Consider the following 14401-nt stretch of genomic DNA (forward strand, 5'->3'; position numbering starts at 1 on the left):
AATGAACACGACTGCCTGTACCCACAAAGACAACCCTAATTTCTGGATTTTCGGGGCGTTCTTCTTTCTCTACTTCTTCATTATGGCCACCTGCTTTCCGTTCCTGCCGATCTGGCTGTCGGATATCATCGGCCTGAATAAAACCCATACCGGGATTGTCTTCTCCTGCATCTCACTCTCGGCGATTGCCTTCCAGCCGGTGCTGGGCGTCATTTCCGACAAGCTGGGGCTGAAAAAACACTTGCTGTGGATCATCGCGGTTTTACTCTTTTTGTTCGCGCCGTTCTTCCTCTACGTTTTCGCGCCGCTGCTGAAAATGAATATCTGGCTTGGGGCGCTGAGCGGCGGGCTGTATATCGGTTTTGTCTTCTCGGCGGGATCGGGGGCGATTGAGGCCTACATCGAGCGCGTGAGTCGCAACAGCTTCTTCGAATACGGCAAAGCGCGGATGTTCGGCTGCCTGGGCTGGGGGCTGTGTGCTTCGACGGGCGGCGTGTTGTTCAGCATCGATCCGTCGTATGTCTTCTGGATGGGCTCCGGCGCGGCGCTGCTGCTGATGCTTCTGCTGGTGGTCGCCAAGCCTAAGCCAAACCAGACTGCCGAAGTGATGAACGCGCTGGGGGCGAACCAGCCGCAAATCACCGCCAAAACCGTCTTCACCCTGTTCCGTCAGCGCAAAATGTGGATGTTTATTCTGTACGTGATTGGCGTGGCCTGCGTGTATGACGTCTTCGATCAGCAGTTTGCCACCTTCTTCAAATCGTTCTTTGCGACGCCGGAAGAGGGCACGCGCGCCTTTGGTTTTGCGACCACGGCCGGGGAAATGTGTAACGCGATCATCATGTTCTGCTCGCCGTGGATCATTAACCGCATCGGCGCGAAAAACACCCTGCTGATTGCCGGGCTGATTATGGCGACGCGCATTATCGGTTCGTCCTTCGCCACCACCGTGGTGGAAGTGATCGCCCTGAAAATGCTCCATGCGCTGGAAGTACCCTTCCTGTTGGTGGGGGCGTTTAAATACATCACCGGCGTGTTTGATACCCGTCTGTCAGCGACCATCTATCTGATTGGCTTTAACTTTGCCAAACAGTCGGCCGCCATTTTCCTTTCGGCGTTCGCCGGGAATATGTATGACCGGATCGGTTTCCAGGACACCTATCTGATGCTCGGATGCTTCGTGCTGGCGGTGACGGTAATCTCGGCGTTTACGCTGAGCAGCAGGCAGGAAATCGCTGCCGCAAGGGCGGCAGCATAATCTTTCGTAGGCCGGGTAAGGCGCAGCCGCCACCCGGCAATCACACAACACCTTACTCGAGGAAAAACACCTCTTTCAGCTCCGCACTCACCGGGCTGTTATCCGGGTTGGCGGGCATCACGTCGCGCATGTGTTTCCACCAGCGCTGGCACACGTCGGTATTCGCCACCGCGTTCCAGCGCTCTTCCGATTCAATCTCCACGGTCGCAAACAGCAGGTGACGTTCCTTGTCGAGATAAATGGCGTAGTGGTGCGCGCCGTGGTCTTTCAGCACCGACTCCAGCTCCGGCCAGATGGGGGTGTGGCGGCGCTGATACTCCTCGTGGGCGTCCGGGTTTACCTGCATCACAAAAGCTTTGCGGATCATAAGGCCTCCAGATACAGCTCGCGGACTTCGTCGCGGCTGGCGGTGCGCGGGTTGCACGGCGCACACGGGTCGGCGAGGGCTTTGTCCAGCCAGCCTTCGATATCGGCTTTGGTGACGCCGAGTTTGCTGAACCCGGAAGGAATGCCGACGCGGGTACTCAGGGCGCGAATGGCGTTGATCGCCTCCATGCTGGCCGCTTCGTCGCTCATGCCGCGTGTCTCCACGCCCATCGCCTGCGCCACGCGGGCAAAACGCGCCACCGCGTTCGGACGGTTAAAGTTTTCGATGATCGGCAGCAGGATGGCGTTACACACGCCGTGCGGCAGGTTGTGGGTCGCGCCCGGCTGATGCGCCAGGGCGTGAACCAGGCCCAGACCGGCGCTGTTAAAGGCCATGCCCGCCAGATACTGGCCGAAGGCCATCTGCTCGCGCGCTTCGAGGTTGTGTCCCTCGTCGACCGCTTTCGGCAGCCAGAGGCTAATCAGGCGAATCGCCTCCAGGGCGTTGGCGTCCGTAAGTGGGTGCGCGCCAACGGAAACATAGGCTTCGATGGCGTGGGTCAGGGCATCCATACCCGTTGCGGCGGTGACGGAGGCGGGAATATCGAGCATCACGCTGGCGTCGTCCACGGCGATATCCGGAATGATATTCGAGTCGATAATCACCTCTTTCACCTGGCGCTCGCTGTCGATGATCACCGCGTTGCTGGTCATCTCCGCCGCGGTGCCTGCCGTGGTGTTGATCGCCACCAGCGGCACACCGGCGTTTTTCACCTTGCCGACGCCAGAATAAGCGGTCGACGGGCCAGGGTTGGCGGTGAGGATTTTAATCGCTTTCGCCGTATCAATCGGGCTGCCGCCGCCGAAGGCGATCACGTAATCACATTCGGCGCTCTGATACGTCGCGAAGCCTTTTTGCACCAGCGCTTCCGTCGGATTCGGGAACACTTCGTCAAACAGGTGATATGACATCTGATGGGCGTCCAGAGCGGTGAACAGACTGTCGAGCAGGCCCATTTTGACCAGTTGGCCGTCGGTGACGATCAGCGCTTTGCCCCACTGTTTGCTCGCCACCAGATTAACCATATCGCCGATAGCGCCTGCACCGTGCAGGCTGATTTTCGGCAGTGCCAACATAAAGCTCATGATAATTCTCCTTAATGATTTTTTGGGAAATCCTTGCCCCTCACCCCAGCCCTCTCCCCAAGGGAGAGGGTGAAAGGCCGCACCGAGCAGTCCCCTCTCCCTGTGGGAGAGGGTTAGGGTGAGGGCATCAAATCCGTCTTCGCTGCAACATCCGGCGAGTCATAATCGGCAGCGAAATCACCACAATCAGCATCGCGCCGATGATCACCGACATCACAATGCCGGGCACGTTGAGCAGGCTCAGGCCAAAGGTCACCAGCCCCATCAGGAAGGCGGCGATAATCACGCCCACCATGCTGCCGGACCCGCCGAGAATATTGACGCCGCCGAGCACCGCCATCGTCACCACCGCCAGCTCCCAGCCCATCGCAATGGTCGGGCGCGTGCTCCCGAGGCGTGAGGTGAGCAGCACCGAGGCCAGGCCCGACATCAGCCCGACCAGCGCAAACAGCAGCAGGTTGTGACGTTTTACGTTGATGCCCGAATACCACGCCCCGGTCGGGTTGTTGCCGATGGCGTAAGTCCGGCGACCGAAGTTGGTGCGATGCAGCACGAAGGCAAACACCGCCGCCAGGACGATAAACAGCGCGAACTCAAACGACAGCGCGCCCCACACGTAGCCCTGCCCGAACCAGGCGAAGCTCTCCGGCCAGCTGTTCAGCGCCTGATCGCCGAGCAAAATGTAGGTAATGCCGCGATACAAGCTCATGGTGCCGATGGTGATCACGATCGACGACAGGTTAAAGCGCGTCACCAGAAAGCCGTTGAACAGTCCGCACAGCAGCCCGACGCCTAATCCCACGCAGACCAGCAGCGGTGTATCCACCCCCGCCGCCGCGCAAAAGCCCATCGCCGTGGAGCTGAGCGCGATGGTTGACGCCACCGACAGATCGATTTCACGGGCGATAATCAGCATCGCCATCGGCAGCACGATGATCGCCTTTTCGGTGAAGTTGAAGGTGGCATCCGACAGGTTCCAGATATCGAGGAAGTAGGGCGAGGCCATCGCGTTGACGATAAACACCGCCAGCGTGACCGCCAGCAGGAAGCCCTCCCAGCACAGCAGGCGCTGGAAAATCCCCGTGGAAGTCGGTTGGTTTTTGATCTCTTCGGTAGTCATCATTTTGCTCATGAGTTCACCGCCTGTTTCTGCCGCGCCAGGGCGGCATCGCGCAGGATTAACCGCCCTTTGCGTTTATTGCCGCGCTCATTGAGCAGCACCGCAATCACGATCACCGTTCCGGAAATCGCCATCTGCCAGAACGGCGAGACGCCGATCACCGGCAGGGCGTTGTTGATCACCCCAAGGAACAGCGCGCCAAACAGACAGCCCAACACCCGGCCTGTGCCGCCCATGGTGCTGATGCCGCCGATCACGCACGCGGCGACGACCTGCAGCTCAAAGCCGTTGGCAACGTCGACGTAGGCCACGGCGAAGCGTGAGATCCACAGATAGCCGCAGAATCCGGCCAGCGCGCCCGAGAGGCAGAAGCTGACGAACTGCATTTTTCCTGCGTTGATCCCGGTGTAATACGCCGCCGTGGCGTTACCGCCCGCGGTGTAAAGGGCGCGTCCGGTGCGGCTGTAGCGCAGGAAATAGCCGACCAGCAGCAGGGCGGCAATCGCACACCAGCTCAACACCGGCAGGCCGAGCAGGGAGGCGCGCGGCAGAGCGAGGAAATCCGCCCCCATCTGGTTGGAGTTCACCCAGCCGCCGCCGGTGAGTAAAAAGATAATCCCGCGATAGATGCTCATGGTGCCGAGCGTCACCACAATCGCCGGGATCCCTAGCTTCCACACCAGCAGGCCGTTGATGACCCCCATCAGCAGGCCGAGGGCGGTGGCGAGAAACAGCAGCGCCCAGACCGGCACGTCGGGGTAGTGGAAGTTAATCAGGGCGACAATCATCCCGGTCAGCGCCAGATTGGCCGCCATCGACAGGTCGATGCCTTTGGTCAGCAGGACCATCATCTGGCCCAGCGCGAGGATGACCAGAATCGAGGTATCGTTAAACATCTCCACCAGATTTCCCGGTGCGATAAACGACGGCACCCGGCTGCCGATGGCGAGAATCATCAGCACGATGACCCCGCCCAGCAGGGCTTCGCGGTGTTTCAGGAGTGACTTGAACATTACGCGGCCTCCTGTTTTGCGCCGCTGGCCGCGCTGACGATGGTTTCCGCCGTCGCGCCGCCTGCCGGGTATTCCGCCACCATCAGCCCCTCGTGCATCACGATGATGCGATCGGCCATGCCCATCACTTCGGGCAGTTCCGACGAGACCATGATCACCGCCAGCCCCTGGCCGACCAGCTCGGACATAAACTGATGAACGGCCGCTTTCGAGCCAATATCGATGCCTTTTGTCGGCTCATCGAGGATGATCACCTCAGGATGCGTCGCCAGCCATTTGCCAATAACCACCTTTTGCTGATTGCCGCCGGAGAGCGTCTCGACCGGCTGTTTCCAGCTAAAGGCTTTGACCTGCAAGCGCCGGGCATACTCATCGGCCAGCGCCCATTCGCGATCCTGGTTCAACACGCCGCCGGGGTTGAGTTTACTCAGCTGCGGCAGGCTGATGTTTTGGGCAATCGACAGCTCGATAATCGCCCCCTGCTTTTGCCGCTCTTCCGGCACGCAGACAATTCCCGCGCGGATGGCGTCGGCAGGCTGGCGGAAATGCTGCGCGCTGCCGTTGAGGACGATTTCGCCGGAAGAGGGGCGCGTGACGCCGGAAAGCGCCTGCATCAGTTCGGTCCGCCCGGCGCCGACCAGCCCGTAAAAGCCGAGGATTTCGCCTTTGCGCAGAGAAAACGAGATGTGCGCGAACTCGGTCGGGTGGCAGAGGTCTTTCACCTCCAGCACCGTCGCCCCTTTTTCGCACGCCACTTTCGGGAAGGTCTGGGTGATCGCCCGGCCCACCATCATCGCCACCATCCGCTCTTCGGTGATGTCGTTGATCGCCCCCGCGCCAACGAATACGCCGTCGCGCAAAATGGTGTAGTGGTCTGCCAGCTCAAAAATCTCGTCGAACTTGTGCGAGATAAAGAGAATGGCTTTCCCCTCCTGCTTGAGGCGCTCAACGATCTGATAAAACTCAAGGATTTCGTGCTGCGACAGGGCGGCGGTGGGTTCGTCGAGGATCACCACCTGCGCCTCGAACGACAGGGCGCGGGCGATGGCGACCATATGCCGCTGAGCGATGCTCAGGGTTTTGAGCGTCGCGCGCGGATCGATTTGCACCTCGAGGCGCGTGAGGATCTCCTGCGCCCGGCGGTGCATCTCTGGCCAGTCGAGCTTTTTGAAAAAGCCTTTGTGCAGGTACTGGCCGACAAAAATGTTTTCGGTCACCGACAGCTCATCGAACAGCACGGTTTCCTGATGAATCGCGGTAATCCCGACTTTATGCGCCGATTCCGGCGTCGGGAGATGAATGGGGATCGCTTTATAGAGGATTTCGCCCTCTTCGGGCTGGTAAATCCCGGTCATCACTTTGACCAGCGTCGATTTGCCCGCGCCGTTCTCGCCGATCAGGGCGGTAACTTTGCCGGGCCAAAGCTCAAGCTGCACGTTCTCCAGGGCGCGTACACCAGGGAAAACCTTGGTGATGCCCTTGAGCTCCAGCAGCGGGGTGGATGCGGTCATGAGAGTTCTCCATCAAAGGGGATTTTGTAGGGCGGGTAAGCGGCAGCGCCACCCGCCGTTTTGCCGGATGGCGCTACGCTTATCCGGCCTACAAAACACATCAGAAGATTTTTGAGAACTTATCAATATTGCTCGCATCGTAGACGAACGGCTCGGCCATTGCGCCGCTGCCGTCGGCATCGAGCTTCACTTTGCCCAGTTTGCCCATGCTGGCTTCGTCTTTGGTGGCGGTGCCTTTCACCAGATCGTCGGCTAAATAGGTGGCGGCGTAGCCCAGGTCGATCGGGTTCCAGATGGCGAAACTTTTGCTCGCCCCGGATTTCACCGCGCCGGCCATTTCAGACGGCAGGCCAAGGCCGGTGACGTACACTTTGCCAATCTTGCCCTGATCCTTCACCGCCTGCGCAGCGGCCACGATCCCAACCGACGACGGGGAGACGATCACTTTCAGATCCGGGTAGGTTTTCAGCAGGCCGACCGCTTCGCGGTAGCTCTTGTCCGAGAGATCGTCGCCATAGGCCACGGTCACCAGATTGACGGACGGGTACTGCGGCAGCACCTTTTTCATCTCGGCAATCCAGGTATTCTGGTTGGTGGAGGTCGGGGTGGCGCTCAGAACGGCCACTTCACCTTTGTCGACGTTCAATGCTTTCAGCGCCTCGGCGGCCAGCTTGACGTTGGTTTCACCGATCAGCGCGTTATTGGAGGGATTGAGGTGGATCTGACGCCCGGCTTTCGCCACGCCGGAATCCCATGAAACCACTTTGATCCCGCGCTGCATCGCTTTTTTCAGCACCGGCACCAGCGCATCGGGATCGTTAGCGGAGATGGCGATCGCATCCACGCCCTGAGCGATCAAGCCGTTCAGCACTTCGATCTGCGCTTCGGCGGTGGTGGTGGTCGGGCCGGTATAAATCACTTTCACATCACCCAACTCTTTGGCCGCCTCCTGCGCGCCAACGTTCGCTGCCTCGAAGAATCCATTTCCGAGAGATTTCGCCACGAGGGCGATTTTCACTTCTGCAAGTGCGGAACCGGACAACGCCAGAGCGGCAACGGTGAGGATTAAGCTTATCTTTGTTTTCATTGCTTTTACTCCACTAGATAGATGACATGTGTAGGGTTTGCAGGTGTTTTTTCGCCCCGTCTCAATGAGCGGGGCGCGATGTTGTTATTTGTACAGCTCTAACGCCGATTTCAGCGGGGTGACGCCGAAGCGTTTACCCAGCGCAATCAGCTCTTCCTGAGTGATGGTCTGCTTCATTCCGCCCATGGAATAGACCTTCACCAGCACTTCCGCCGACTTCTCGGCGGTGTCGATCAGGCCAAACGCTTCATCCAGCGTCGGGCCGCTGCCGAACACGCCGTGGAATGGCCACAGAACCAGGGAATGTTTCTGCATCTCTTGCGCGGTGGCTTCGCCGATTTCATCCGTGCCTGGCACCATCCACGGAAGAATGCCCACGCCGTCCGGGAACACCACCAGACACTCGGTGCTGCCTTCCCACAGTTTGCGGGTGATGAAATCGGTGCTGTTTTCCAGCACATAGGTCAGGGCGATCAGGTTGGTCGCGTGGCAGTGCATGATCACGCGGTCTTTGCCGTCCGTCGCCTTGATGCGCTCGCAGTGGGAGAGGAAGTGCGCCGGAAGCTCAGAGGTCGGTACCGCTTCGTGGGTCAGCCCCCAAAGAATGTGGTAGCCCGCGCCGTCGCTGTCCACTTTTACGATGCCTAAATTGGCGGCTGGATCGAGCTGGACGTTGCGGAAGAATTTGCCGGAACCGGTGACGATAAACGGCGTGTTGGCCAGCAGCGGCATCGGCTGGCTCAGGGCGATATAGCGCGGTTTCTGGTGGAAATCGGCTTCGAACGGTGCGATATCGGCATCGTCGAGGCGCAGCGTCAGGTTGCCGCCGTTGCGCTCGTCCCAGCCTTTCAGCCAGGCGTCGGTGGTGGCTTTGATCATGCCCTGGACGAACCAGGCGTTGGTGATGGTGTGCATAGTGTTCATGTTCCTGTTAATTCGGCGAGGCCTGATGCCCTCACCCTAACCCTCTCCCACAGGGAGAGGGGACTGTTCGGAGCGCTGGTTTTCTCCCTCACACACAGGGAGGTGCGCTGGTTTTTCTCCCTCTCCCTCAGGGAGAGGGCAGGGGTGAGGGTTGTTTTAGCTGCGAGCCGCTAAAACCTCTTTCTCATACGCCCGCACGTTGTCCAGCCACTGGCTGCCCGCTGGCGCATCGTTGCGCTGGCAGTACATCTCCCACACGGCCTGCCACGGCAGGGATTTTTGCTCTTCGAGCAGCGCCAGACGCGCCGTGTAGTCGCCTTGCTCTTCGAGCGTACGCAGGGCCGCCGTGGGCTCCAGCAGGGCGCGCAGCAGGGCTTTTTTCATGTTGCGGGTGCCGATCACCCACGCCGCGATGCGGTTGATGGAGGCGTCGAAGAAGTCGAGACCGATGTGCACGCGGTCGAACAGGTCGTGGCGGATGATTTCGCTGGCGATGGCCTGAGTTTCGTCATCCAGCAGCACCACGTGGTCGCTGTCCCAGCGCACCGGGCGGCTGACGTGCAGCAGCAGGCGCGGGACGTACAGAATGGCGGCGGAGATTTTGTCGGAGATCACCTCGGTCGGGTGGAAGTGGCCCGCGTCCAGGCACAGAGCGGTCTGGCGGCTGGTGGCGTAACCCATGTAGAACTCGTTCGAGCCGACGGTGTAGCTCTCCGCGCCAATGCCGAACAGCTTACTTTCCACCGCATCGATGTGGTGCGCCGGGTTGAGTTTCTCACTGATCACTTCGTCGAGCGCTTCCAGCAGACGCTGGCGCGGGGCCAGGCGGTCCACGGTGATGTCTTTCATGCCGTCCGGGATCCAGATGTTCATCACCGACGGCGTGCCGAGCTGTTCACCGAAGTACGCCGACACGCGGCGGCTAGCTTTGACGTGGTCGATCCAGAACTGGCGAATTTCATCGTCGGCGTGCGAGAGGGTAAAACCGTCGGCGCTCAGGGGATGTGAGAAGCAGGACGGGTTAAAATCCAGCCCCAGTTTGTTGGCTTTGGCCCACTCCACCCAGTTCTTAAAGTGTTCCGGTTTGATTTCATTACGCGCCACCGGCTCGCTGGCTTCGTGGTAAATCGCGTGCAGGTTCAGGCGTTTTGGGCCAGGAATCAGACTCAGCGCCAGCTCCAGATCGGCCCGCAGTTCGGTGGCATTGCGCGCTTTGCCCGGATAGTTGCCGGTCGCCTGAATGCCGCCCGTCAGCGCGCCACCGCTGTTTTCAAAGCCAGCGACGTCGTCGCCTTGCCAGCAGTGCATGGAGACCGGCAGACGGTCGAGCTGACGCAGCGCCTCTTCGACATCCACGCCCACGGCGGCGAAACGCTGTTTAGCCAGTTCCCAGGCTTGTTCAAGTTGAGTGGTCATGCGCAAAGCTCCTTTGTCAGTCGTTTTTGCAGAAACTGCGCCTGATAGCGGGCAATTTCATGGCAGGGATTAGGGGTAAAAATGGTGAGCGGGTAGTTGTGAGTCACCACCGCCCGGAAATCGTCAACACTGGAAAGCTCGTCCAGGGTCATCAGCTGAATGCCGATATTGCCCAGCGTCGAGGCCTCCACGGGGCCGGCGACCACGGTGATCCCGCAGGCGTCGGCGCAGAGCTGGTTCAGCAACTGGTTCTGGCAGCCGCCGCCGACAATGTGCAGCTGGCTGAAGGGCTTACCGCGAAGCGCCGCCAGCTCGTTCAGGACGTCGGCGTAGAGCAGGGCGAGGCTGTCAAAAATGCAGCGCGCCAGCTCAGCCGGAGTCTGCGGCACGGGCTGCGCGCTCTCGCGGCAGGCGGCCTGGATCTCGGCGCTCATGTTGCGCGGATTGATAAAACGATCGTCGTTCGGGTTGATGACGAAACGACAGGCGGGCAGCTTTTCCGTGTCGGCAATCAGGCGCGCCAGGTCGGTAATGTTTTGCTCTTTCAGCACTCGCTGGAGCAGCCACAGCCCCATGATATTTTTCAGCACCCGGTAGCGGCCTTCCGCGCCGCCCTCGTTGGTGATGTTCGCCGCCAGCGACTTTTCGCAGGTGTAGGGCGTTTTGCTCTCAAAGCCCATCAGCGACCAGGTGCCGGATGAGAGAAAGGCCGCGTTTTTGTCTGCCAGCGGCGAGGCAATCACCGCGCTGGCGGTATCGTGGCTGGCGACGGCGACCACCGGGATTTCATTTTTCAGTGGGCAAATCCAGTGACCGATCACATTCCCGGGATGGGTCGGCGTACCGAACCAACTGGCTGCGGCGCCGGTCCAGCCGAGCAGGTGTTCATCCCAGGTATCGGAATTGATGTTCACCAGTTGGGTGGTGGTGGCGTTGGTGTATTCCCAGTTCATTTTCCCGGTCAGGCGGTAGCTGAAGTAATCCGGGATCAGCAGGGCGTGGGCGACGTTCGCCACCAGCTCCGGCTGCTGTTCCACCAGGGCGCGCAGCTGATAGAGGGTGTTAAAGGGTAAGAACTGGATGCCGCTGCGCCCGTAGATGTCGGCTTTGCCGAGCTGGTCAATGGCGCGGGCCATCACGCCGTCGGTCCGGCTGTCGCGGTAGGAGACGGGCAGGCCGATGCGGTTGCCGTTGCGGTCGAGCAGGACAAAATCGACGCCCCAGGTGTCAATCCCGATGCTGTCGATCAGAATCCCTTCGTCGCAGACTTTGTTCAGACCGGTGCGGATTTCCGCTTCCAGACTGTCAATATCCCAGGTCTCCACGCCGTCCTGCTTTTGCAGGCAGTTACCGAAGCGATGGATTTCACGAAGCGAAAGTGCACGCTGTGCAGGCACGTAGCTGGCGAGCATTACGCGCCCGCTGGATGCGCCTAAATCGACAGCCACACAATGGCGAGAGGTCATAATTCGGTCCTTCTTGGAGTCATTGCGAAACAGTCTAAGAAAGGGAAGAAAAACGCACCTTCTCGCCACTGACAGGCAAAATCCCGCGCTGGCAAGAAAGCAAAGATGAACGTGAGGGAGTTCACAGTTTCCAGTCATGACGCGGTTTTCAGGCCGTGTGACCGTTGCCGCATTTCCCGATCTTTCCCGCCGTTTCTTGAAAAACGGACAGGCTTTGCACGCTTTGACGTCGAAAATTGAAGGTGAGAAACCCGGCCCTTAATTACTATTTTGAGAACATTTCTCATTGGTGGTGGCCGTTATGACCGTACTGCACAGCGTGGATTTTTTCCCTTCAGGAAGTTCGCCGGTGGCGATCGAGCCGCGGCTGCCTCAGGCGGCTTTTCCTGAACATCATCATGATTTTCATGAGATTGTGATTGTTGAGCACGGGACGGGCATTCACGTGTTTAACGGCCAGCCCTACACCATCAGCGGCGGGACGGTGTGCTTCGTGCGCGACCATGACCGGCACTTGTATGAACATACGGACAATCTGTGCCTGACCAACGTGCTTTATCGTTCCCCGGATGCGTTCCAGTTTCTCTCCGGGCTCAACCAGCTGCTGCCCCAGGAGCAGGACGGGCATTACCCGTCGCACTGGCGGGTGAATCAGTCGACGCTGCAACAGGTGCGTCAGCTGGTGGGGCAGATGGAAAACGCCGAAGACAATGCCGAAACCCACGCCCGCGCCAGCCGGGAGCTGTTGTTTATGCAGCTGCTGGTGTTGCTGCGCCGCAGCAGCCTGGTGGAAGGGGCGGAAAACAACGATGCGCGCCTCAATCTGCTGATGGCGTGGCTGGAAGATCACTTCGCGGAAGAGGTGTGCTGGGAGACGGTGGCAGACAGGTTTTCGCTCTCCCTGCGCACGCTGCATCGCCAGCTCAAGCAGCACACGGGCCTGACGCCGCAGCGCTATCTCAACCGGCTGCGGCTAATCAAAGCCCGCCACCTGCTGCGCCACACGGACGAGAGCGTGACGGATATCGCTTATCGCTGCGGGTTTGGCGACAGTAACCACTTTTCGACGCTGTTTCGCCGGGAATTTAGCTGGTCGCCGCGCGAAATCCGCCAGGGACGGGATGCGTCACTTCAGTAACGCGAGGACAATCACCGTTTTTTCAGCGCAAAACGGCTAATAATGGCAGGTTATTAGCCGCTGAGGTGTGTTGTGGGCGCTCCGTTAATCCTTCGTAAAACCGATTTCTTTGCTAACGCCGGGCAGGCCGTCGCGGTGGCCGATCGCTATCCGCAAAACGTCTTTGCCGAGCACACGCACGAGTTTTGCGAGCTGGTGCTGGTGTGGCGCGGCAACGGCCTGCACGTCCTCAACGACCGCCCGTATCGCATCACCCGCGGCGATCTGTTTTATATCCGCGCGGAAGACAAGCACTCCTACGCCTCGGTCAACGACCTGGTTTTACAGAACGTGATTTACTGCCCGGACCGGCTCAAACTCAATGTCGACTGGGCAGGGCATATCCCCGGATTTAATGAGGCGCACACCGCCCCGCAATGGCGCCTGAGTAGTAACGGCATGACCCAGGTGCGCCACGTCATCACCCAGTTAGAACAGGAGAGCCTGAAGGCCGAGCCGGGCGCGAACGAGATGGCCGAGCTGCTCTTCGCCCAGCTGGTGATGACCCTCAAACGCTACCGCTACGCCACGGACAACCCTTCAGCCACCGAGCAGGAAGCGCTGCTGGATAAGCTCATCACCACGCTCGCGGGAAGTCTGAACCGTAGCTTTGTGCTGGAGAAATTTTGTGAGCAGGAGCAGTGCAGCGAGCGCGCGTTGCGCCAGCAGTTCCGCACCCAGACGGGGATGACGGTGAACCACTACCTGCGCCAGCTGCGTATCTGCCACGCGCAGTATCTGCTGCAACATACGGAGCTGATGGTGAGTGAGGTCTCGACGCGCTGCGGCTTTGAGGACAGTAACTACTTTTCGGTGGTGTTCAATCGCGAGGTGGGGATGACGCCGGTTCAGTGGCGTCATCACAGTCGAAAAGCGGCGTGATTAATTCGCCATGCCAAGACCGACAATGTTGGCGGCAATAATAATCACCACGCAACCCAGGCTCAGCACGCTCACCGGACGCCGTCCGGCGTTGTTCCACTCTTTCAGCACCAGCCCGACAATCCCGCCGCACAGCACGTAGAAGCTCATGTGCAACATCCAGCTCATGTAGTCATACTGCGGCGGAATGCTGGCGTGGCCCCAGGCATAGAAGAAGAACTGCAGATACCACATCAGGCCGCCGAGTGCCGACAGCAGCACGTTGCTGATGATGAGGTGTTTTGCCAGCGAGAAGTCGGCTTTTACCGACAGGTTCTTCACTTTTGCCAGACGAATGAAGCAGAAGCCGAGGTTAACCAGCGCACCGCCGCCCATGATCACCACGTAGCTTGGCAAGGCAACGTAGAGCGGATCCACGCCCAGCGCGGCCGCCGCTTCATGCATCGGTTTGGCGGCGTTCATGGCAAACGACATCCCGGCGGAGAAAATGCCGCACATCACCGCCAGAATCAGCCCTTTCTTCAGGTTGAACTCTTCCGCACGAATACCCATTTTGCGCTCTTTCAACTGCCCCGCGCGGGTGACAATCCCCACGCCGACCACCGCCACCAGCACGCCCAGCAGCGTCATCTGGCCGCCTTTGGTGTTGATCAGCACGTCGAAATTACCGTTCAGGATTGGCGTCATCAGCGTGCCGACAATCAGGGTGATGCCAATCGCAATCCCGATGCCCATCGACATCCCGAGATAGCGCATGGTCAGACCATAGTTGATGTTGCCGATGCCCCACATCGCGCCGAACAGAAAGACCGGCAGCAGCGTGGAGGCGCTAAAGGAGGAGAAATACCCCCAGAAATCGGGCAACAGAATGGCGCTGATGGTCCACGGCAGGATCAGCCAGGAGACCGTACCGCCCACGGACCACATGGTTTCCCATGACCAGTGTTTCACCTTTTTAAACGGGGCATAGAAACAGGCTGCACTGGCTGCGCCTATCAAATGCCAGAAAATACCCATCGTAATCGCATGATTCAT

Annotated in this window: 13 protein-coding genes; 3 read left to right on the forward strand and 10 right to left on the reverse strand. The window is 59.5% G+C overall.

Translation table 11 applies throughout. The annotated features are described in order from the left end of the window. The first annotated feature begins 1 nt into the window (after position 1). A complete protein-coding gene (locus QQF33_RS11185) occupies positions 2-1258 on the forward strand; it encodes an MFS transporter (RefSeq protein WP_285157819.1) in 1257 nt (418 codons plus the stop codon). A gap of 52 nt (positions 1259-1310) precedes the next feature. Here QQF33_RS11185 and rhaM read toward each other — a convergent pair whose 3' ends face one another. The 9 genes from rhaM to rhaB form a co-directional block, all read right to left on the reverse strand. Further along, complete coding sequence (gene rhaM, locus QQF33_RS11190; RefSeq protein ID WP_285146465.1) at positions 1311-1625, reverse strand: L-rhamnose mutarotase; 315 nt, start codon at positions 1623-1625, stop codon at positions 1311-1313. Then, positions 1622-2770, reverse strand: a complete 1149-nt coding sequence (gene fucO, locus QQF33_RS11195; RefSeq protein ID WP_285157820.1) for a lactaldehyde reductase — start codon at positions 2768-2770, stop codon at positions 1622-1624. The genes rhaM and fucO overlap by 4 nt, the downstream gene beginning before the upstream one ends. A 127-nt stretch (positions 2771-2897) precedes the next feature. Next, complete coding sequence (locus tag QQF33_RS11200) at positions 2898-3902, reverse strand: ABC transporter permease (protein WP_285146467.1); 1005 nt, start codon at positions 3900-3902, stop codon at positions 2898-2900. Further along, complete coding sequence (locus QQF33_RS11205) at positions 3899-4903, reverse strand: ABC transporter permease (RefSeq protein WP_285157821.1); 1005 nt, start codon at positions 4901-4903, stop codon at positions 3899-3901. Before QQF33_RS11205 ends, QQF33_RS11200 begins: the two co-directional genes overlap by 4 nt. Then, positions 4903-6414: a sugar ABC transporter ATP-binding protein gene (locus QQF33_RS11210; RefSeq protein ID WP_285157822.1), complete on the reverse strand. Its 1512-nt coding sequence runs from the start codon at positions 6412-6414 to the stop codon at positions 4903-4905. Before QQF33_RS11210 ends, QQF33_RS11205 begins: the two co-directional genes overlap by 1 nt. 100 nt (positions 6415-6514) lie before the next feature. Next, positions 6515-7501, reverse strand: coding sequence for a rhamnose ABC transporter substrate-binding protein (gene rhaS, locus QQF33_RS11215; protein ID WP_285146470.1), 987 nt, complete (start codon positions 7499-7501; stop codon positions 6515-6517). Between the two features lie 84 nt (positions 7502-7585). After that, positions 7586-8416, reverse strand: coding sequence for a rhamnulose-1-phosphate aldolase (gene rhaD, locus QQF33_RS11220; RefSeq protein ID WP_282492166.1), 831 nt, complete (start codon positions 8414-8416; stop codon positions 7586-7588). Positions 8417-8581: 165 nt separating this feature from the next. After that, the gene (gene rhaA / locus QQF33_RS11225) at positions 8582-9841 is read right to left on the reverse strand and encodes an L-rhamnose isomerase (RefSeq protein WP_285148591.1); all 1260 of its coding nucleotides are present in this window, start codon (positions 9839-9841) and stop codon (positions 8582-8584) included. Continuing rightward, positions 9838-11307 carry a rhamnulokinase gene (gene rhaB, locus QQF33_RS11230; RefSeq protein WP_285157823.1) on the reverse strand — a complete coding sequence of 490 codons (1470 nt, stop codon included), beginning with the start codon at positions 11305-11307 and terminating at the stop codon, positions 9838-9840. Before rhaB ends, rhaA begins: the two co-directional genes overlap by 4 nt. A 301-nt stretch (positions 11308-11608) precedes the next feature. Here rhaB and rhaS (QQF33_RS11235) point away from each other — a divergent pair, with 301 nt between their 5' ends. Further along, positions 11609-12445, forward strand: a complete 837-nt coding sequence (gene rhaS, locus QQF33_RS11235) for an HTH-type transcriptional activator RhaS (RefSeq protein WP_282492163.1) — start codon at positions 11609-11611, stop codon at positions 12443-12445. A gap of 72 nt (positions 12446-12517) precedes the next feature. Next, the gene (gene rhaR, locus QQF33_RS11240; protein WP_285157824.1) at positions 12518-13366 is read left to right on the forward strand and encodes an HTH-type transcriptional activator RhaR; all 849 of its coding nucleotides are present in this window, start codon (positions 12518-12520) and stop codon (positions 13364-13366) included. Here rhaR and rhaT read toward each other — a convergent pair whose 3' ends face one another. Then, positions 13367-14401: an L-rhamnose/proton symporter RhaT gene (rhaT, locus tag QQF33_RS11245; protein WP_282492161.1), complete on the reverse strand. Its 1035-nt coding sequence runs from the start codon at positions 14399-14401 to the stop codon at positions 13367-13369.

Origin of the sequence: Lelliottia wanjuensis, from assembly GCF_030238365.1 — a bacterium.
Taxonomy (GTDB): Bacteria; Pseudomonadota; Gammaproteobacteria; order Enterobacterales; family Enterobacteriaceae; genus Enterobacter; species Enterobacter wanjuensis.